16 protein-coding genes are annotated in these 21,677 nt (G+C 38.6%); 1 reads left to right on the forward strand and 15 read right to left on the reverse strand.

Annotation, left to right across the window (positions count from 1 at the left end; genetic code table 11):
* Positions 1-50 precede the first annotated feature (50 nt).
* From PYS62_RS05430 to PYS62_RS05475, 10 genes are all read right to left on the reverse strand, one after another.
* Entirely contained in the window at positions 51-1,463 is a 1,413-nt protein-coding gene (locus PYS62_RS05430; protein ID WP_066712669.1) for a S1C family serine protease, read from the reverse strand.
* A gap of 101 nt (positions 1,464-1,564) precedes the next feature.
* Positions 1,565-1,966 (reverse strand): hypothetical protein, encoded by a 402-nt coding sequence (locus PYS62_RS05435; protein WP_066712672.1) that lies wholly within the window; start codon positions 1,964-1,966, stop codon positions 1,565-1,567.
* Positions 1,967-2,045: 79 nt separating this feature from the next.
* Positions 2,046-3,788: a pyruvate kinase gene (pyk, locus tag PYS62_RS05440; protein ID WP_066712675.1), complete on the reverse strand. Its 1,743-nt coding sequence runs from the start codon at positions 3,786-3,788 to the stop codon at positions 2,046-2,048.
* Between the two features lie 15 nt (positions 3,789-3,803).
* The gene (locus PYS62_RS05445) at positions 3,804-4,529 is read right to left on the reverse strand and encodes a hypothetical protein (RefSeq protein ID WP_066712678.1); all 726 of its coding nucleotides are present in this window, start codon (positions 4,527-4,529) and stop codon (positions 3,804-3,806) included.
* Positions 4,530-4,616: 87 nt separating this feature from the next.
* Positions 4,617-5,345, reverse strand: a complete 729-nt coding sequence (locus PYS62_RS05450; protein ID WP_066712680.1) for a pseudouridine synthase — start codon at positions 5,343-5,345, stop codon at positions 4,617-4,619.
* A 127-nt stretch (positions 5,346-5,472) separates the two neighbouring features.
* Positions 5,473-6,156 carry a YitT family protein gene (locus tag PYS62_RS05455; protein ID WP_066712683.1) on the reverse strand — a complete coding sequence of 228 codons (684 nt, stop codon included), beginning with the start codon at positions 6,154-6,156 and terminating at the stop codon, positions 5,473-5,475.
* Positions 6,157-6,669: 513 nt separating this feature from the next.
* Positions 6,670-7,758, reverse strand: a complete 1,089-nt coding sequence (trpS, locus tag PYS62_RS05460) for a tryptophan--tRNA ligase (protein ID WP_066712687.1) — start codon at positions 7,756-7,758, stop codon at positions 6,670-6,672.
* Between the two features lie 36 nt (positions 7,759-7,794).
* Positions 7,795-10,221 carry an HAD-IC family P-type ATPase gene (locus PYS62_RS05465; RefSeq protein WP_066712689.1) on the reverse strand — a complete coding sequence of 809 codons (2,427 nt, stop codon included), beginning with the start codon at positions 10,219-10,221 and terminating at the stop codon, positions 7,795-7,797.
* Positions 10,202-10,714 (reverse strand): deoxycytidylate deaminase, encoded by a 513-nt coding sequence (locus PYS62_RS05470; protein WP_066712692.1) that lies wholly within the window; start codon positions 10,712-10,714, stop codon positions 10,202-10,204. The genes PYS62_RS05465 and PYS62_RS05470 overlap by 20 nt, the downstream gene beginning before the upstream one ends.
* A 34-nt stretch (positions 10,715-10,748) precedes the next feature.
* Positions 10,749-13,541: a transglycosylase domain-containing protein gene (locus tag PYS62_RS05475; RefSeq protein WP_066712695.1), complete on the reverse strand. Its 2,793-nt coding sequence runs from the start codon at positions 13,539-13,541 to the stop codon at positions 10,749-10,751.
* Between the two features lie 229 nt (positions 13,542-13,770).
* On the opposite strand from PYS62_RS05475, the gene PYS62_RS05480 reads away from it, so the two are divergent.
* Positions 13,771-14,739, forward strand: coding sequence for a DMT family transporter (locus PYS62_RS05480; protein WP_315574168.1), 969 nt, complete (start codon positions 13,771-13,773; stop codon positions 14,737-14,739).
* Between the two features lie 282 nt (positions 14,740-15,021).
* Here PYS62_RS05480 and mgtE read toward each other — a convergent pair whose 3' ends face one another.
* The 5 genes from mgtE to PYS62_RS05505 form a co-directional block, all read right to left on the reverse strand.
* The gene (mgtE, locus tag PYS62_RS05485; protein ID WP_066712701.1) at positions 15,022-16,413 is read right to left on the reverse strand and encodes a magnesium transporter; all 1,392 of its coding nucleotides are present in this window, start codon (positions 16,411-16,413) and stop codon (positions 15,022-15,024) included.
* A gap of 282 nt (positions 16,414-16,695) precedes the next feature.
* The gene (locus PYS62_RS05490) at positions 16,696-17,547 is read right to left on the reverse strand and encodes a carbohydrate ABC transporter permease (protein ID WP_066712704.1); all 852 of its coding nucleotides are present in this window, start codon (positions 17,545-17,547) and stop codon (positions 16,696-16,698) included.
* A 10-nt stretch (positions 17,548-17,557) separates the two neighbouring features.
* The gene (locus PYS62_RS05495) at positions 17,558-18,442 is read right to left on the reverse strand and encodes a carbohydrate ABC transporter permease (RefSeq protein WP_066712707.1); all 885 of its coding nucleotides are present in this window, start codon (positions 18,440-18,442) and stop codon (positions 17,558-17,560) included.
* A 70-nt stretch (positions 18,443-18,512) separates the two neighbouring features.
* Complete coding sequence (locus PYS62_RS05500) at positions 18,513-19,853, reverse strand: extracellular solute-binding protein (RefSeq protein ID WP_066712709.1); 1,341 nt, start codon at positions 19,851-19,853, stop codon at positions 18,513-18,515.
* Positions 19,854-19,862: 9 nt separating this feature from the next.
* Positions 19,863-21,674 (reverse strand): alpha amylase N-terminal ig-like domain-containing protein, encoded by a 1,812-nt coding sequence (locus PYS62_RS05505; RefSeq protein ID WP_066712711.1) that lies wholly within the window; start codon positions 21,672-21,674, stop codon positions 19,863-19,865.
* Between the last annotated feature and the right edge of the window lie 3 nt (positions 21,675-21,677).

Genomic DNA, 21,677 nt, shown 5'->3' on the forward strand with positions numbered 1-21,677 from the left:
ATAGTTCAATCAACTAGAGCTGCTTAAAATATTAATTATCTAAATTAAATTTATTTGAAAGCATCCATGTCTTTCTTCTCATGCTGAGCTAGTTTAGGTGCAGATGTTGCTTCTGGTTCTTTACCCTCAACTTTAGCATGATTATCATTAGATGACTTCTCATCTTCAAATGACTCATCTGGCTTAGATTCCATGATTTCATTAGGCTTATCAACAAATTCTGGTGTACTAGCCTCTGGCTTAACCTCGCCAAAAGTAACTTTGATTTTCTTAAGTTCACCCTGACGCCAAACCTCAAGTTCAGCTGTGTCGCCTGCTTTGTAGCGATCCTTAACAGCATTGAGCATTGTCGAATTCTTAGTATCTTCGCCATCCAACTTCGTAATAATATCGTGGCGACGTAAACCAGCTTTATCGGCGGCTGAATTTTTCTCAACAGCAATTACGTATACACCAACTGGCATACCATACATTGCAGAATTGCTCTCTGTTAAATCGGTGACTCGAACACCTAAATATGGTCGACCGCTCACATAACCATTCATGAGTAATTCATTGATAATTTTCTTAACTGTATTAGATGGAATAGCAAAGCCGATACCTTCAACGCTGACGCCATCGCGTGAGGTTGCTTTGGCTGTATTGATACCAATTAACTCGCCTCTTGCGTTTAAGAGAGCGCCTCCTGAATTACCAGCATTGATTGAAGCATCTGTCTGCAAAACATTGCTGAGGCGTGTCAATTTACCACTTTGAGCTGATTTAGTATAAACTTCACGATTCATGCCTGAAATAATACCTTGTGTTACTGTACCTTCCAAATCGCCAAGCGGGTTACCAATTGCAATTGCCTTCTCACCAATTTCAACCTTATCTGAATCGGCTAAATGAATAAATGGGAATGGGCCTTTTTTATCAACAATTTTGAGCACGGCCAAATCTGTCCGTGAATCGCTAGCTACCAATTCTGCCTTGTGTGGCTTTTCATCACTAGCTAATTTGATTGAAATATTTTGTGCCCCTTCAACAACGTGATAATTTGTAACAATGTATCCCTCTTTGTCAATTAAGACGCCTGAGCCAGCGCCAACGGCCATATCCTTGCCCCAGAAATTTTGCACTTCAACTTCTGTCTTAATAGCCACAACGGCTGAAATTGCCTGTTTGACAACTTGCTGAGTTGACATAGTCGCAGCCAAAGACTGTCCTTCATTAGACTCGTGTTCAATTTGCTCTGACTTATTAACTGGTGTCTCAACACCATTTAACTTATCAGCTAACGTATTGTACCTTTTAAGCAAAACAAAATTGGCAAACAAAGAGAACCCGAGACCTGCTACGAGAATTAATGCGAAAGCAGTTTTAAAGAATATGCCTAGGCCGCTCTTCTTAGCTTTGGGCATTGACTTCTGCATTTGTTCGCAAAATGCTTGATAATCGAAATTTGTATTTTCATTCTCCATAAGATCACCTGTTTTCTTCTAATGTTTTCCTAAGTTACTGTCTCAAGTATAACAAGCTTTTTTGGCTAGATTGCAAATAAAAGCAAGGCTTTTTGTGTCAATTATTTTAGTAAATCCCGACGTTTATTCAAGAATAGTAACTGTTTAGTTAAAACAATCAAAACAGCCACTGCTAATGAGCAACAGATAGCTGCTACACTGAATAAAGCAACGGCAAAAAAAGGCATCTGATGTAAATCATTAGAAAATTTATAGACTAATAGCAAGCAAATGGCTGCTAGTACCAAAATAGCTAAGCTGCATATAAGTAAACTCTTTTGCAGCCTCGTTTTTTGTAAATCAAGCGCCGCTTTCAAAATTACTTTGCTAATATTTTCATCACAATTTGGACAAATTAAATCCGACTGAACATGCCAGCGTAAATTTAATGACCATGTTGATTTGGCAGAACAAAAAGGGCAACTAACTTGAAACTCATCCTTTGCACTTGCTAATTCTCTCATTTTCACTCCTGATTTTACAAATTGAGCTACCGTTTTAACTAGCGGTAGCCCAGATTGTAGGTTATATTTAAAGCTTCTTTTAGTAGATGATACCACGGATTGGATCCAAGGTAGCAATCGAACCATTCTTAAGAATCTTTGTTGCATTTTCACAGCCAATCAAGACTGGAATATCAAGAACTGAACCTGCAACTTTAGCAAAATCTTCAGCATCTTGTGCCTCAACTACCAATGCTGATGCATCGCGAATGATAGGTAATTGTTTCTCACCAATTCGCTTAGCAACCAAAATTGTTCCATTTGGCAACTGCAAATTATCAACAAAGTCCGTGCTCTTTAGCACCTTAATCTCGCCTGTCACCTGATGAGAACCAAAGCCTTGGCCTTTTGACAAGATGTTACCAACGTTTTGTACCATCAAGCTATTAGTTGTACCGCTTAAACCAAGTGGCTTACCACAAGTTTCAACGACAACGTCGCCTTTTTCAACAAAGCCATTTTTCTCAGCCAAAGCCATTGACTCCGCAAACAACTGATCTTCCGTATCGGCAATCTTAACTAAATATGCTTGAACGCCCCATGCTAATTGCAAATTACGTAAAACGCGTTCAGTAACAGTTGTGGCAATGATTGGGCACCATGGACGGAAACGTGAAATAGAACGAGCTGTCCGGCCAGACATAGTAACTGTCATGATTGCCTTAGCATTCAAGTCCTTAGCTGTCGTACAACAAGCATGTGAAATAGCTGTTGATACTGAAGGTTGTTCGAAATTATTGTCCTGTTCAAAACGGTGCCAATAGTTAATATTTGATTCTGTGTAACGTGCAACCTTATCCATCATCTGAACACTCTCAACTGGATATTTACCAGCAGCTGTCTCACCTGACAACATGATAGCAGATGAACCATCATAGATAGCATTGGCAACATCGGTAACCTCAGCTCGTGTAGGACGTGGATTTCTAATCATAGAATCAAGCATCTGGGTAGCTGTTACGCAAGGCTTACCTGCTTTGTAGGTTGCATGAATCATCATCTTCTGAGCAGCTGGAACTTCCTCAACTGGAATTTCTACACCTAAATCGCCACGTGCAACCATAATGCCATCAGATACAGCCAAAATTTCATCGAAGTTACGGACACCCTCGCGACTCTCAATCTTAGAGATAATCTCATAATGAGCTGCATTATTCTCTTTGAGTACACGCTTAATGGCAATAACATCAGAAGCTTTACGAATAAAGGAAGCAGCCACAAAGTCAAAATCATTAGCTGCAGCGTATTTCAAATCAGAAACATCCTGCTCTGTTAAAGCTGGTAAATTAGTTACAACTTCTGGCAAATTGACGCTCTTATAGTCTGAAACTGGGCCAGAATTCATACATGTACAATAAATATCACGATCAACAATCTTATCAACTCTTAAGCCAACTAGACCATCATCAATTAAGATTTGATCACCCTTTTTCAAGTCGCGATCCATATTTTTGTAACTGACAGAGAATTTCTCAGCTGTGCCCATAACATCAGCATGTGAGATGATAACCTTTTTGCCTTCTTCTAGGAAAACTTTTTTATCTGTGAAATGACCTGTTCTGATTTCTGGACCTTTTGTATCCATCAATGCAGCTACTGGAATATTTAATTCTTTACTTACTTTGCGCAACAAAGCTAAGCGGCGGCCATGTTCTTCATGTGTACCATGAGAAAAATTAAAGCGAGCAACATTCATGCCGTTTAAGATCAGCTTACGCATGACCTCTTCATCATCAGTAGATGGACCTAAAGTACAAATAATTTTTGTTCTCCGATAATTCATAAGTTATCCTCTATTCTATTTATTTCGCTTGAATGACTTTTTGTTATGTCGACCTTCATTCTGCCGTTGCACACGGCTGACATGTTGAACTAAGCTCAACATCTGTTTAGGTACAACAATTTTTTTCTTGCGTACCAAGACACGCGAAAAATCAACACAAATCCACATTATGTCATCAACGACTGCTTGCAACCAACGTAATAATTTAAAGTACAAGAAAGGTAGGCAAATGCACATGCTTAGCAGCAAAATTCCGACAATCAGTGCAATTAAGCCCAAAACTGCTGTACTTGCAAACAAGCCTGATGTTTGATAGCGCTCTGTATAATACTCGATGGCTGTACCAACTGTATCATTCAAAAATACAGTTATTGAAGTTAAAGCATTGGCAAAATCTATCTCCAAGCTTGGTGCCAACCACTTAAAGAACGCTAAATAAAGAGCTACATATTTACCAAACTGAACAGACAGAATGGCAAAACGAGCTACCAAAGGGCAACGATAATAAATCAAGCAAAGTAACGGTGAAGCAAGGAAAAGAACGCAACCGATAAAGGTCCAATTAAGGAAATTGTCTGCTAACAAAAATGGCGTTCCAGAACTGTTAATCCGATAGAAAGCATAGAACAAATAGAGCCAAAAAGTAAGTGAGATTAACAAATTAAAGCCCGTATGGCGGCGGGTTTGATAATCTGTATCGCTCCACAATGGTCCCAGTAGGGTACCTTCCAAAAAATCCATGGATGACCTCCTTGTCCATTTATATTTTAGCAGAAAATAGCGCAAAGGTATAAGTAAAATAATTAACTTTCATTGGCAGCCTGCCAATTAATTTCGCTCCAAAGCCACCTCTGCATAGAGTTTTGCATATTCAGCGGCATTAAGTGGCCTAATTTCGCCAGTTTGCAAGTTGCCTAATTCAATTGGCCCTTCACACAAGCGAATCAGGCTTGTAACTTCATGCGCAAAATGAGCCATCATGCGCCTAACTTGATGAAACTTGCCCTCGCTAACTGTAACTAACGCTGTATTTGCACTTAAAGCTTGAAAAGTCGCTGGTTTACAGATTAAATCTTTCATCTCTAAGCCATTAGCAAATTGTGAAGTTATAAGTTCAGCTTCTCCAGCTTTAAGTTCTGGGCTAAAAGTTACTTTGTATGTTTTCTTAATCTGCCATTTGGGTTGGGTCAAACGATGAATAAGTTCGCCATCATTAGTCAATAGCAATAAACCCTCTGAATATTTATCTAAGCGACCGACACAGCTATATTTCCGCGTCTGTAAATTACTAGGTAAATAATCAAGCGCACAAGGGGATTTATCATCTTTGGCGGCACTTAAAACTCCAACTGGCTTATACAGCATGAAAACCTGCTTGCTATAAGGTGACAAATTAGTAGCTTGATAAACAACCTGCTCTAATTCAAAATCAGCTAATTGGTATTTCGCTTCTTTCACAACTTTTCCATTGATGGTAACTAAATCCTTACTAAGCAAAGCTTTTATTTCGCTCCGTGTACCTAAGCCGCGCTCGGCCAAAAATTTATCAAGTCGCATAATTTCCTCACATTTTAATTGCTGCTCAAATTATCGCATAAGCTAAGCTCGGGTAACAAGTAAAAAATGAAACAGCTTACATAATGTAAGCTGTTGTCTAAACTACTATGGAATGCTTGAGATTAAATTATTCAACTGTTACGCTCACATTGTTCTTTACCTTTGACTTATTTCGAGCCAACTGACTACGCAAGTATGTGGCAATCTTGGATGTTTCAAATTTACCAACTACACCAGATGAAATAGTTGTCGTCAAAATTGACCACAACACGTTGTAGAATGGCAGATATGACAATGACATACCCAAAACAATTAAATCAAGTGCCATATAAGTGATGCCCATTGGAATTTTGAGCTTGTTGAACATCAAGATAACGAAAGCATCATCACCACTCGTTGCAAAGCCTAAAAGAACGACTAATGAACAGCCAACACCGATACCTAAGCCTCCGACCAAAGCTGCCAAAGCTGGCATATTTTCTAGACTTGGTAAAATTGGTCCGATTGCCAAAAATACTTTCAGCATTAAAGCATATAAGCATGCAGAAAATAAAGCTTTTTTTATAAAGGCGGCACCTAAGAAAGAAAAGGCTAATAAATAAATTGTACCGTCTATAAACAAGCCACAATAAGATGGCTCAATTCCCGTAAAATGGGACACTAGTAACGATAATCCCAGCATACCTCCTTCAGTTATTTTGGCCTGCATATCAACATTAACCATTGCAAAGGCCATGATGGTACAGCCCAAAAATAGGCTCAAAAAAGAAACCTTGTTCAGGCCCAAATGACGTTTAAAAAACTTCAGCATATAACACCTCTTACCAGTTACGGTATTAGAGACCGGCACCTTAACAAAGCTTAAAGTCACCTAAGCTATTAAAAGCTAGGTCTCCAGTTCTTTGGATGGTGGTTGATGATATTTGTTTGCTGATTTTTTCTTGTAAAAACTCTGCCTCGTTTGAACTTTTTCTCTGCCGTCAACCTACATCAGGATCAACGTAGCGCTTTGAATCGCCCAAATCAGTATCAGATAAAAACTACTTGCGAAGTCACAAAGCAAATAAAAATTTCTGCCCGTCTTGCAAGCAACCATCGCGCGACTTTTGTCGCTACTCATGCATATATTTTGCCACAAAATTACTAGATTTGCAAATTTGGCAGGTTTTTGGTCAAATGAATCAATATATAGTCCAGCAATTATTTGCTTTATACTTGTTAAATATTATTTATTTTTACTTACGCCTCTAATGAATTTTATTTTACATATAAAAATAAGCCTAAACATTCAAGTTCAGGCTTAGAAAATAAAACTTGCTACTTATTATTTCGCACTAAATCTAACTTTCTGTTCATCCAAGAAATCAGAGCCATCAAAATAATTAATTTTCATCGCAGCTCTAACTTCAGCCAATGTCTTGCTAGCAGCTTCTTCCGCTTGCAAGGAACCTGTTTTCAGAACGTCATAGACATAGTCAAGGTTCTTCGCTAATTCTTTGCGGCGTTCACGAATTGGCTTGAGTGTAGATTCCAAAACGGCTAACAAGAAGCGCTTGACTTTGACATCACCAAGGCCACCTCTAGTATAATGTTCTTCCATCTCAGCCAAATTCTTATAATCAGGACAGAATTCTAAGAAATGCTCATCTGTCGCAAAAGCTCGCAAATAAGTAAAGACAGGGTTGCCTTCAACTTCACCAGGATCACTTACCCGTAAATGCTTAGGATCAGTGAACATAGACATAACTTTTGTCTTTAATTCTTCTGGTTCATCAGATAAATAAATGCAATTGCCAAGTGACTTACTCATCTTAGCTTTGCCATCGATACCAGGTAAACGGTTACAGACAGACTTTTCTGGTAATACAGCCCTAGGATTTACCAGCACCTCACCATATATATTATTAAATTTAGCTACAATTTCCTGACATTGCTCAATCATAGGCAACTGATCTTCACCAACAGGAATAATGTTGGCCTTAAAAGCCGTGATATCAGCCGCCTGACTGACTGGATAATTCAAGAAACCGCTTGGAATTGTGGCAGCAAAATCACGCATTTGAATTTCACTCTTAACCGTTGGATTACGTTGCAAACGGGCAACTGTGACCAAATTCATGTAATACATTGTGAGCTCACAAAGTTCAGGGATCATAGATTGTACGAAGAAATTTATCTTTTTGGGATCAAGTCCGCAAGCTAGATAATCTAATGCTACTTCTAGCACGTTATCACGAATCTTGCTCGGATTTTTTGCATTATCAGTTAAAGCTTGAGTATCAGCAATCATGACATACATTTTCTTAATATCAAGCTCATTCTGCAATTCCACTCTTCTACGCAAAGAACCAACATAATGGCCAACGTGCAAGCGTCCAGTCGGACGATCACCAGTCAAAATAATCTTTTCCATCTTCATCTCTTCTCTACGTCCAAGCGTCTATGACTGCTAAGACAAATATTTAGTAAAAATTGGCATTAATTTTAACACGAACCTAGTCAACAAGTAAACTAAGCTAAACCATAAGCCACAATACATGATGTCAAATAAATTCAAAACTGGCAAGCTAAACAAGTTTGGTAAGTAAATTATCGCTAAGCTAAAAGCAAGGCCTAACGTTATAGCCAAGCCCAATTTCAGCTTATCTAACGGCTGAGCTTTGTAAACTAATAAAGCAAAGGCAGGTGCTGCTAAACTAAGTAAGATATAAATTTGCCGCCATTTAATGTAAAATGCGTTGCCAGTTAATAATAATTCGGCACTAACAAGTAAAATCAAACTGACAGTTGCTGTAAGGCCAGCGCTACTCAAAACATCACGCCAAAAATGCCCTGTTAGACGCTCTTTGTTCGCCTTTAATGTCAAACAGAAACCAGGTATACCTATCGTCAAAGTTGAAAGCAAAGTCAGTTGAATTGGATAAAGCGGATAAAGTTTACGGCTGAACAGATAAAACACAGCCATCAGCGAGGCATAGATGGTTTTGTTCAAGAAAAGGCTTGCTACTAACTTAATATTGTTAATCACGCGTCTACCTTCATAAACAGCTTGAATTAAGACGGCGAAATCATTATTTAGCAAAACTAAATCTGCGCTCTTACGACAAGCATCACTACCGGAACGCATAGCTACGGCACAATCAGCTTTTTTCAAAGCTGGCACATCATTAACACCATCGCCTGTCATTGTTACAACATGGCCTGTCGCTTGCAAAGCCTCGACCAAGCACTCTTTTTGAGCTGGACTTACCCGCCCAAACAGCTGATATTCATTGACTAACTTTGTATAATCAGCTACTTTAGAGAGCTTGCTCAAATCAATGTATTTTGCATTTTCAACCAAGCCAGCTTGTTTGGAAATTGCACTTAACGTTTCTGGATTGTCGCCAGATATTATCTTAATATCTACACCCTGCTTGCGAAAATAATCAAACGTCTGTTTAGCCGTTTGCCGAATTTCATCTGTCAGTAAAAGGAGCGCTAATGGCACAATTTCACTTGTTGCATTCGGCTTATATGCCACAAGTAAGACCCGATATGCCGCCTGACTGTATGTTGATATTTTTTGAGTTAAGCTAGCTGGTATTGCCTGATTTAAATAGATAAATTCAGTTGCACCGATATAAAACGTCCCCAAGGCAAATTTTAAAGCTTGATATTTCCTAGCCGAATTAAAAGGCTGCTTCATGATAGCTTGACCTAATTTCGCTTCCACCTGCCTACAATCAATCTTAGACCAAGCTTTAAGTAAAGCTTTAGCTGTCTGATTGTCGCTATCATTAGAAATAAGCAAATACTTAGTTAAGGCAGCCAAATCAAAAGTGGCTAATTGTTGTGGAATTTCTAAAGGAACTAATTCAATTAATTGCATCGCGCCAGTTGTAATTGTGCCGGTTTTGTCCAAGCATAAAACATCTGTACGTGCTAGCATTTCAACCGCCGATACATGTTGAACCAAGCAATCAACTTTGGCTAACTTCATGGTTGCTACGGCAAATGCCACCTCACTCAATAGAATCAAGCCCTCAGGTATCATGCCTATGACAGTTGCTACGGTCAAAACTAAGTTTTTAGCTAAATCAATATTTTGCAGATAGTTTTTGTAAAACAAAATAAGGCCAAGCGGTAAAATCAAACTAGCTAAAATAGCAATTAGGCGGCTTAAGCCCAAGCGAAGCTCAGATTTCTCGCCTTTTACTTTCTTAGCCTGTAACGTAATTTGGTTAGCGAACGAATCTTTTCCAACCAAACAAGCTTGGACAAGCGCAGAGCCACCTGTACAGTTAGAACCTGCAAATATATAATCGTGAGCTTGCTTAGTGACAGCTACCGATTCACCTGTCAAAAGTGATTCATCAACAGTTAAGCCTTGGCTCTCAACAACTATGCCATCAACGGGCAACTGTAAACCACTTTTAACTTGGAAAATATCGTTAACAAGCAACTTATCACTACTAATCTCTTTGGCTTTGCCATCTCTTATAACCGTTACATTCAGATTAAGTAAAATCGATAGCTTATCTAATATCCGTTTAGCCTTTAATTCTTGACTGAGTGCAATTAGTAAATTGCTCAAGACAACACCCATGAACAAGCCATTTTTTAGGTAAGCTATATCATAACTAGCTGCCCACAAAATGAAAAAAGCCAATAGAAAATTGACAATATTAAAGACGTTAAAAACATTGCGCCAAATTATAGTTCCAACTGAAGTGCTATTAGGATTTTTGCAGACATTAATCTGGCCTGTCGCTTCGCGCTTACTAACTTGCTCTACGCTTAAACCGCTTTTAGGGACAGCCTGATATGCTGCTTTAATCCTCGTTAAATGCTTATATATTTCAGGCACAACGCTTTTATTCGCACGCTTCAGCATCTAAATTCACCGTCAAAGATTTGTGCTTTACTTTTAACTGACGCATTTTAACAGAAGCTGCTTCTAACATTCGTCTAGAAGCTTGCATATTAGGCGATTTGGCATACTTGTCTGACAGATAAATCACTTCCTTGATGCCTGTCTGAATAATTGCCTTTGCACATTCATTGCACGGGAAAAGCACAACGTAAATGCGACAAGCTTTTAAATTTTGGCCAGAATTGTTCAAAATTGCATTTAGTTCGGCATGACAAACATAGGCATATTTGGTCATACTAAAGTCACCATCACGTTGCCATGGAAATTCATCATCGCTGCAACCAAGTGGGAAGCCGTTGTAGCCAGTTGAAACAATTTTATTTTGTTCATTAACGATACAAGCGCCCACTTGTGTATGCGGATCTTTACTACGCTTAGCTGCTAAAGCAGCCACAGCCATAAAATACTCGTCCCAATCAATATAATCTTGTCTTTTGCCACTTTCAACTGTCATAGTTCACCTCGTTCAATCGAGCGCAAGCACACTTTTAGTTGTTAATCTGCCAGCTGTCATCGTGTTGCCCACTGTTACTATCACTTGTTGTCTCTGTCTCTTTATCCTCAGGCTCTTCTTCTCGCTTGTGGCGACGTCTCAAGCCTCTTAAGCCACGCTTTTTCTTCTTAGGCACACGCTTAACTTCGCCATCTACAAGCACCTCTTCATAATCCTCATCTGAATCAGACTCTTTCTCATCATCAGTATCCCAATAATCGCCAGGATAAATCTTATCAAGAGCGTCATAGTAGCTCTCCAAATCTTCCTCACTTGAAACTGTCGTTGGTTCCAACTTCGAGCCTTTGACGAAGAATTCTTGTTCAGCATAATTACTTGCAACTTCAGATTCACTTGCTAATTTACCTGTGATGGTTGAAATTGTATGCGCCACAATATTATCTGGCTTGATCCAACCTTTCGGTGCTTTATCTTTATGAATACGGTTCATTACATCTTGCCAAATGTAAACGACATTACCATTATCCGCTTCCGAAATTTCAGTTGTTTTGAGGCGGTTATCAAAGCCATACCAAGTAGCAGCAGCATAATATGGCGTGTAGCCGCAGAACCAACGGTCAACGATTGCATCTGTCGTACCAGTTTTAGCAGCTACTGGAATTGCCTGGCCCTGTCCATTTTGAATCCCACGGACATTCCACAAGTAAGCCAAACCAGCTGTATCATTAGCTGAAATAGCGCCCTGGAAATAGCCTTCCAACATTTTCGTAATCATATAAGTCGTAGCTGGACTGTACACTTGTTGGGTTCTTGGTTTAACTTCAAGAACAACATTATCTTCAGCATCAACAACTTTACTGAAGCAAGTTGGCTCAATGTACTGTCCAGCATTAGCTAAGACGTGATAAGCAGTTGCCATTTCAAGTGGGCTTACACCGTATGTCAAAGCACCTAGAGCTAATGACAACCAAGACTGGTCATCTTTCAACTCCATACCTTGCATGTGTAAATATTCTTTGGCTTTCGGCACAGTCAACTGATTCAATACTTTGACAGCCACAACGTTGTTAGATTGTTTAAGAGCATGGCGAACTGTCATTGGTCCACGATGCTGACGATCGACGTTGTTTGGCCACTCCTCAGTTGGATTATCCTTGTTCATAAACACAGGCTCATCAACCACCATCGATGCACCTGTAATTAGGCCTTCTTCTACAGCTGGGGCGAAGACTGCTACTGGTTTGATGGCAGAACCTGGCTGTCTGCGAATGTCAGTTGCACGGTTGAGATAAAAGTTACCAGTCTTAACACCAAAGCCACCTCCTAAACCAACGATACGCCCTGTCCCAACTTCAATAACAGCCATACCAGCTTGTGGTTTTTCAGGCTCATTAGCAAAAGCTTTCGGATTTTTTTGGAAAAGTTTTTCGGTATTAAAGCTCTCATCTATTTCATTTTGAATTTTAGGATCAAAATATGTGTAAATTCTTAAGCCGCCAGAGCCTACCAAGCGTTGTGCTAATTCTAAGGAATAGCCCTTTTCTTGTTGCAAGGCCCTAACTACCTGCTGATACGCATATTCGACATAATAAGTATTAACAGAATAATTTGCATTAGTGCTCTTATTCTGACTAAATACAATCTCTGTATTTAACGCATCTTTGTATTCTTCTGCGCTGATAAAGCCTTGCTCAAACATCTTAAGCAGCACTTGTCTTTGGCGTCTCAAAACATTGCGTCTACCACTTTCACGGAACGGATTGTATGTAGATGGACTCTTAGGAATACCAGCTAAAAGCGCACATTCAGCTAAATTCAAGTCTTTAGCATCTTTGTCAAAATAAGCCCGTGCCGCACTCTTAATACCATAGAACGAGTTGGCCATAGGTACCAAGTTTAGGTAGTTTTCCATAATCTTTGATTTGCCTAATTCTTGCGTTAATCTAATAGCACGATACCATTCTTGGACTTTACGCTGAGCACTCGTACGATCATCGCCTGTCAACAATTTGACAGTCTGTTGGGCAATTGTCGAACCGCCATGGCTATTTTCAAAATTGAAGATGAAGCCAGCAACAGCTGACAAAATACGTCTAGGGTCAATACCGATATTACTTGCAAAGCGCTGATCTTCAATAGCGATAAAGGCCTTAGCAATATAAGTATCTGCCACTTCACTCAGTGATACATAGTCACGGTCAATGTTTTGCGCACCAGTCTGCTTACTAATCTCATTCCCATCCTTATCGTAGAAATACGAAGTTTGCGCACCTCTAGCAAGTAAAGCTGATGAAACAGGTTCAGTGGTAGCAACATATCCAGTGACAATGCCCAAACCAATCGAACCTAAAAAGATGACTAGCGCTAAGACCAAGACTAAGCCTAATTTGACGACTTTGAAAAAGCCCTTAGACAAAGCTGAAAGCATCGGTAATGAATATGCCGCCCTAATTGGACGTCCTTTTACCCTTTTTTTCATGCTCTTCTCTAAATTTATGCTCAATTCTTTCGCCTCTTTTATCTCTTCAGGCGATAAATTTTGCAAGGCGCTTTGATATTCTTGCTCTAAAGCTGTCTGTTGCAAAACCATACTATTGAATTCAGAATTGACAGCTGTACTACTTTGGGTTGCGTTTTCGTTTACGTTATTTAGATTGCTATCCAACTTTCTACTAGCTATATCAGTTAATGCCTGTGTTGCTTGTAAATCATCATTTTTCGGCTCAGTTTGCTGAATTTGCAAGAAAGCTTTCGTTTCGGACAAATCTTCAGGTTTGACTTCTTGCTGATTTTTTTCAGCTTGCTGCTTGTTATTATTTTTAAGCATTTTCTCCTCCGCCGCTATTTAGCTTAGCTTATTTTAGCAAAGTTTAGGCAGTGAAGAAAGGTTAATTGCAAGCAAAGCATAAACATATAGTGTATTTTTTGCTTATAATTAAGTTTTCAAATCAGATCTGTCTATTTACACCATTTAGTGTTTTAGGTGCTTTTAACTTGTGAGAATCGCTTATCTAGTGATACACTAAAAGAAAATCCAACAGATTGGGATGACTAATATGGACACAAATTTAAAACACCAAAGTAGTTCCTGGGCCTACCTCTTACCTAGATTAGCGCTCTTAACGACAGCTATTTTATGGGGTACGTCTTTGACCTTTGCTAAGTTTGCGATCGATGACATTCCAACCAATACACTTTTAGCTTTGCGTTTCACAATTGCTGCCCCTATCACGGCTATCATCTTTTGGAAGCGCTTGAAGAACTTAAAGCTAAAAGACGCTATCGTTGGTTTTATCTGCGGTACTTTCCTCTATTCTTCCTATGCTTTGCAGACATTCAGCATTAACTTCACTACACCTGGTCGAGCTGCTTTTCTCAATACGACTTATTGCGTATTAGTACCATTTTTGGCTTATTTGATCATGAAAAGTAAATTAGATCGTTACAATATCATCGCATCAATTTGCTGCTTTGCCGGCGCTAGTTTGATTGGCATGACAGGTAGTAATGTTGCAGATATTCAAACGCAATTAAGCGCTTCTTCTGTCTTGTTAGGCGACGGAATTGCTCTATTTAGCGGCATGCTCTTTGCACTCTACATAATAATTATAGGTAAATATACGAAAGATATTGACCCATTTGTTTTGACAACAGTTCAGTTCTTCACTGCTGCAATTGAAGCATGGATCTGCCGTTTTGCTATTCAAGAGGAAATCACAGCTAATATTATGAATTTCAAAGTCATCGGTAGTGTTATCTACTTAGGTATAGCTTGCACAATCTTGGCTTTAATATTACAAGGTATTGGTCAAAAATATACCGACCCTTCAACTGCAGCTATTTTTCTCAGCACCGAATCAATTTTCGGCTTAATCTTTCCGGCTATCTTCGGGATGGAAGCTATCACACCATTAGTGATTTTAGGGTTTGCCTTAGTCTTCATGGCTACCATAATTTCCGAAACGAAGTTAAGCTTCCTTAATTTAGGTAAGAAGAAGGATGCAGCTTCTACGCCTAAGGAATAATAATTCTAAGACAAGCAATTAAGAAGCTCAAGCATTAACTTGAGCTTTTTGTTTGCTTGTTTCCGCCTAGATGGATCTGCTAGAGTAAGCACTACTCCCTAAATCTCCACGCTAACAACTCTTCTACTTCTCACTATCTGCCACACCTAGATATAACTACTATATTCACTTATAAAAGCTAAAAATAAAGCAACAAAAAGAGGAAACTCTAAAGTCCCCTCTTATAACTAAGCTCTACTTATAACTAAGTCTTCCTGTAACTAAGCCAGCCATTTGGCCAAATTAGAACACATGCTCCAACAAGAAAATAGCAGCTAGACCATAATAAGTTATAACAGCAACAAGGTCATTGATTGTGGTGATCAGTGGACCTGAAGCAACAGCTGGATCGACGTGAATCTTATCAAAGAAGATAGGTATTAAAGCGCCAATCAAGCCAGAAACTAGCATTGCTATACAGAGTGAAATACCAACACAGGCAGCAATTGAAGCAGCGGCGGCAAATAGATAGCCTTTGAACAAGCAAAGATAAACTGTAACTGCAAACAGCGCCATACCGCCTAAAATTAAGCCGTTGATCGCACCAATCTCAAGCTCTTTCAACATAAATAGTAACTTCTCTTTGCCTGAAATATCCTTATCCATCAAAATACGAATCGTGACAGCCAAAGATTGCGTGCCAACGTTACCAGCCATATCCAAAACAAGTGATTGGAAGCTTACAATAATGGCCAGTTTCATGACAATTTTTTCAAAGATACCTACGACACCTGAAACGCCCATACCTAAGAATAGCAAAAGAATCAACCAAGGTAAGCGCTGCATAGCACTTTTAAATATCGGCTGATGGTCCTCTTCTTCTGCCGTCAAACCAGCTAACTTAGCATAATCTTCGCTCATCTCATCATCGACAGCTTCAATCACATCTTGAGCTGTGATAACACCGACAATCTCATCTTTTTGGTTCAAGACAGGTATAGAGTCTTCTGAATAATCTTTGATATCTTCAATACATTCTGTGATGTTTTCATCAACTCTTAAGAATGGATAATTACACTGTATGATGCTTTCAAGTACGGTATTTTCTCTAGCGCGGATCAAATTACGCAAATCGATAGCACCGTAATATTTGCCATCTTTGTCTTTGACGTAAATTGTACTGACATTGTCATTGTCTTCAGCTTGACTAATGAGTTGCCGCATCGCAGCTTTAACTGACAAGTCATTTTGGATCAAGATATAATTGGTCGTCATCATGTTACCAATCGTATCTTCCTCATAAGAACTAATTAACTTAACGTTCTTAGAAGCCTTGTCACCCATCATGGCGACTAATTTCTCGCGGACGCTTGAATCCTCGATCTTATCAAGAATATCAACCGCATCATCGGAATCCATGTTGGCGAGAATTTCAGCCGCATCAGCCAAAGGCATATGTTGAATTTCTTCAGCACCATCTTCTAAGTACGAAAAGACATCAGAAAAGCGTTCAATGCCCAAGGCTTTGAACAGTTCTTCTCGTTCTTCGTCATTCAGGTCCTGTAAAACATCAGCGATATCTCGATCATGGAAGTCATCTAAGCGATGGCGAATTTCTATGAGCGGTAGATCGCTGCGAATAATTTCTAAAATATTGTCGTAACTGACGTTGTCTGTGAGCTTTTCGTTGTTCATGCTAACACACCCTCTTATTGCCAAGAGACTTTCTATTGAATTAATAAGCTTGCAGATTCGATCACTCAGCTATCTAAGCTTGTTAGTGAGCCAATCTCCATTTGTGAATTTTACTTAGCCCTCCTCAATGAACTTCATCTCTAACTAGTATATACCATTTGCCACCTAAAGCCGACTCATATTATCTTTTTCAAAGCTAAATTTTGAGTTCAAACATAAAAACAGCAAGTTGCCGATTGGCAGCCTGCTGTTTCAAAAATTATAGCTAATTTAATCTGTGAGTTAGCCTTTTACACCGCCTGTTTGTAAACCAGACACGAAATACTTTTGCATACTGATGAAAACTATTATGACTGGTATTAAGCTTGATACAGACATGGCAAACACGTATCCCCATTGCGTGAACTGATGTTGGCCAAAGAAACCAGATATAGCAATAGGTAATGTGCGTTTAACATTATCGTTGATTACCGTCAGCGCCCACTGATATTCATCCCAAGCTGTCAAAAAGTTAAAGATGCTGACTGTGGCAATGGCAGGACTTGCTAAAGGTACAACAATTTTAAAGAAAACTGTATACACACTACCACCATCTACATAAACTGCCTCATCAAAATCTCTCGGAATTGTCTCAATATAATTTTTAATCATAAACGTTGAAAATGGTATTACCCATGCAACGTAAAATGGTACCAAACCTAACAGTTTATTAGTTAAATTAAAGGTATTAGCCAACTGATACTGGGTAATTATCAAGGTTGTACCCGGAATAATCATGGTAGCAATAACTAAAGCAAACAAAATTTTACGACCCCAAAATTTAAATCTAGCAAGACAAAAAGCTAAAGCTGTCGAAATAAATGCAGCCAAAGTAACCGTCAGTACTGCCACAACTAAACTGTTTAAGAAATTACGATAGAATTTCTCTTGACTAAAGATAAAAGTATAGTTAGCAAAAGTTATTTCTTTCAAGCGTGGTAAAAAACGTGGTGGATATTCATATAGCGCACCATTCGGACGCAACGACGTGCTAATCATATACAGCATCGGCAATAACGAAATAATTGCGCCAATTATCAATAAGCCATACATGCAAATATGCTTAACCAACTTATTCGATTTATTATTTAGCATATCTTACTCCTTAATTTTTCGCTTTATCTTGCTGCATAAACTTAAACTGCAAAATAGCTAAAAGCATCAATGTTATGGCAACAATGAAAGATAAGGCAGCTGCATAAGAGAAATCTCCAGCATTAAAGGCCTTATAATACATCCAAGTTAGAACCGTTTCAGTTTGGTGCATAGGATTGCCATTCGTGATTAATTTAATCGACGTAAATGAGTTAAAGCCGCCAATTGTCAACATAACAAGCACGAAAAATATAGTTGATTTGATACAAGGCAGGGTAATATAAAAGAACTTGGCAATACTACCACAACCATCCATCTCGGCCGATTCGTAAAGTTCTTTACTAACACTTTGCAAAGCAGCTAGAAAAATTACCATATTCCAGCCAATGCCTTTCCAAATGCCCAAGATAATTAAAACAAACAAGGCCCCTGAACGTGTATCTAGCCAAGCTATATTCTCTGCTGACCAATGTAAAATATTCGTCAATACATAGTTCAGCATGCCTTCGGTGTTAAAAATATAGCGAAAAACGAGCGAAACGATAACCCACGATGTAATAACTGGCAAGTAGTACATTATTCTGAAACTAATTTGCAATTTAGGAATTGCATGTATAAACGTTGCCACTAGCAAGCCGATAATCATTTGACCAGGTACAGTTGTAATCGTATAAATCAGTGTATTCATAAAAGCTACTTGAAAGTTCTTATCACTTAGGACATTAAAATAATTTTTCAAGCCGCAAAAATTAGTACCCATACTTGAAAAATCCCATGTATAGAAACTCATAAATAGTAATTTCAATATAGGATAAATTGTAAATAAGACAAACACTAAAATACCTGGTAAAAGTAAGGAAAGAACCTGCCATTTTTCCTTATTTAATTTACCCATTTTAAGAACCCCCATCCTAGCTAAGAACGAATGGGAGATAAACTCCCATTCGCAAATTAAATAGTCACATTTACTTAGCTAATAATTCATCTACCTGCTTAGCTAATTGATCAAGGCTGCTCTGTACATCTTGTCCATCTTTAATAATGGCTGTCATTGTACTCTGCAAAGCATTATCAATTTCTGTCCATGTTGCAACTTGTGGACGTGCTTTAGCTGTTTTTAGAGCCTCTAAGAATGGTGCATAATCAGCTTGTTTAACTACGTCACTGGCAAGAACTTTATTATTTACAGGAATTTGGCCGCATTTAGCCATCTCGGTTTGCGCAAATTCGCTAGTCATAAATTTCATAAACTTCCAAGCACCCTCTTTATTAGCAGTATTGAACATGGCAATATCTTCACCGCCTAATACAGAAACGGATCCTTTTTCGCCCTTAGGAATTGGACATGTAGCATACTTAAAATCCGGATATGCTCCCTTTAATTCAGCTGTTTTCCATGGTCCTTCCAATAACATTAGATAACGACCTGTACCAAATCCATCAGTCATAGGAATATCACCGCTATTGAAACCAGTAAATTGTTTGTTAGCATAAAGGTCCTTGAGCATTTGCACAGCCTTTACAGTAGCTGGTCCATTCAATATGCCGCTAGCCTTAGTATTATTTGCATCGCAAATATCACCGCCATTGCTCCAAATCCAAGGTAAAACGTTCCATCCAGATAATGCTGGTTCATTCAAAGCCCAAACTTGTTGACCGTTTGCGTTTTTACCAGATAATTTAGCTGCTGCTGTAACTAGTTCGGCCATAGTTGCAGGTGCCTTAACCTGAGCTTTTTCTAAAGCCTCAACGTTGTAAAACAAAATCTTTGTATTGGTGTTCAACGTTAAAGCATAGTAATTATCTTTAATTTTGCCTGTGCTTATAGCACTTTCTAACAAACTATCCTTTACTTGCTTGAAATCAACTTGTTCTTTGTCAATAGGAGCTAAAACATTAAGCTTTTGTAATTCAGGTACCCACGCTATATCTAGGCGAGCCACGTCTGGTAGAGTCTTTGAACTTGCACTAATTAACAATTTATCATGCAAGCCTGCCCAGTCATGTGAAACTGCATTTATCTTGTAACCTGGATTTTCTTTCTCAAATTCAGGAATCAAGACATTCATCAATGTTTCGTTCTCTTTAGATTGCGCACTGTAATGGTGCCAAAAATTTAAGGTAACAGTCTTTCCAGCTGGTTTAGCTTCAGAACTCGTTGCCTGACTTGCACTAGTTGTCTGAACTAGCGTATTATTAGTTTTGCTGTCTGGCACTTGTTTAGAGCTGCAAGCACTTAATGCCGTCAACATGAGGCTTGCTGCACTAATCAGTGCTAGATTTCTTCTTGTGGTTAGACATTTCATATGTCATACCTACCTTTCTAAACTTATTACTTTCACACTATTTGCCGGCATTTCACAAAGTAAAACACCTGTTTTCACATCAGTTACCGCTTCTTCTGCAAGGCTTGTTACTCTAATCTCACCAGTTTCAGCATCAGCGGTTAAAATCGGCCTTGTTTGCTTATAATTGTCTAGTTCTAGCTTAAATTTGCTACTCTGTTCGCTAGCATTAATCAAACACAAAAGAGCTTCATCAGCATACGAACGCAAAAAGGCATAACAATTAGCTTCTTCCGAACAATAAACGGTTTTGAAATCGCCTCGCATTAAAGCAAGATTATTTTTGTATAAACTAATCAATTGTTTATACCAATTAAAAGTTACATTTTCTTTTTCATATCTCTGCCACGGCATAGCTTGGCGGCAATCAGGATCATTAGCACCAGATACTTCTAGCTCATCTCCATAAAAAATAGCTGGGCAACCTGGCAAAGTCATCTGTAGAAAAACTGCTAAACGTAAACAAGTCACATTGTTGTCAGACTGATAAAGGAAGCGTTCAGTATCATGACTATCAATTAAATTGTACATGCGCAAACAAATTTCATACGGATATAGCATCAGCATCTTATTAATTCGCTCATCAAATTCTACTGCTGTAAGTGTACGTTTAGCCAACCATGCTGTAACGGCATCGCGGAACACATAATTCATAGCGCTATCTAGGCGTTTACCGGATAATAGTTCTGTTGCATCACTCCATGTTTCGCCTAACAAAAGTAGTTCAGCATTTTCCGCTTTCAGAGCTTGGCTCAACTTATCGATAAAAGTAATTGGTAGCTCATCTGCAACATCGAAGCGCCAACCGTCAATTTTAAATTCACGGCACCAATACAACGCAACCCTAATCAAATAATTCTGCACGTCTAAATTAGCATGATTGAATTTAGGCATATATTTATAATGACCAACACAGTCATAATTAAGTGGCTCGCTAGTCAAAGGATAAGTATAAGCTGTAAACCAGTTGGCATAAGGTGAAGCAGCACCATTTTTCAGGACATCCTGAAAATAAGGAAATTCATAACCGCAATGGTTAAATACAGCATCCAATATTATTTTGATTCCAAGCTCATGCGCATGTTCAACCAATCTTCTAAAATCAGCCTGCGTACCGAACTCAGGATCTATCGTGAAATAGTCTATCGTATCGTATTTGTGATTAGAAAAAGCCTTAAAAATCGGGGTTAAATAAAGGCAAGTACAACCTAGATTGCTAATATAGTCTAATTTGCTATCGATACCAACTAAATCGCCACCCATGAAATTACTGCGGCTTGGTTTAGATCCCCATTTCACAACCGTCTTAGGTGAAAGCTGCGAATTACCATTATAAAAACGTTCGGGAAAGATTTGATAATAAACCTGTTCGCTAGCCCAGCTTGGCACAGAATAGTTGACAAAGTCCAAACTGTTAGGCCATAAAAATTCAAAATAATTCTTACTTTCCGTAACAAGAGCTAAATCAAAGCAATTTACAAAGCCATTGGCTGAAAAGTATACCGTTTCATCAGAGCTAGAAACCATGAAACAATAGCGTAAGTAACTTGCTAACGGCGCAAATTGGATATTTGCTTGAAAGCATTTATGCTCTTTATCATTCAAATAATTCGTCATGACTTTGCGTTTAACTTGTGTCGGGTCACCGTTAGAACGTTCCCAATAAAATAATTCTACTCGACTAATATCTTGGCTGGTAAACAGCCGTAAACAGATTTTCTCACGATCAAGTGGATAAATATAGCTATCAGTCGCTTTATGAAAAATTGCTGCTAGATTCATTTT

This window comes from Amygdalobacter nucleatus (genome assembly GCF_029167365.1).
In the GTDB taxonomy this organism is placed as follows: Bacteria; Bacillota; Clostridia; order Saccharofermentanales; family Fastidiosipilaceae; genus Amygdalobacter; species Amygdalobacter nucleatus.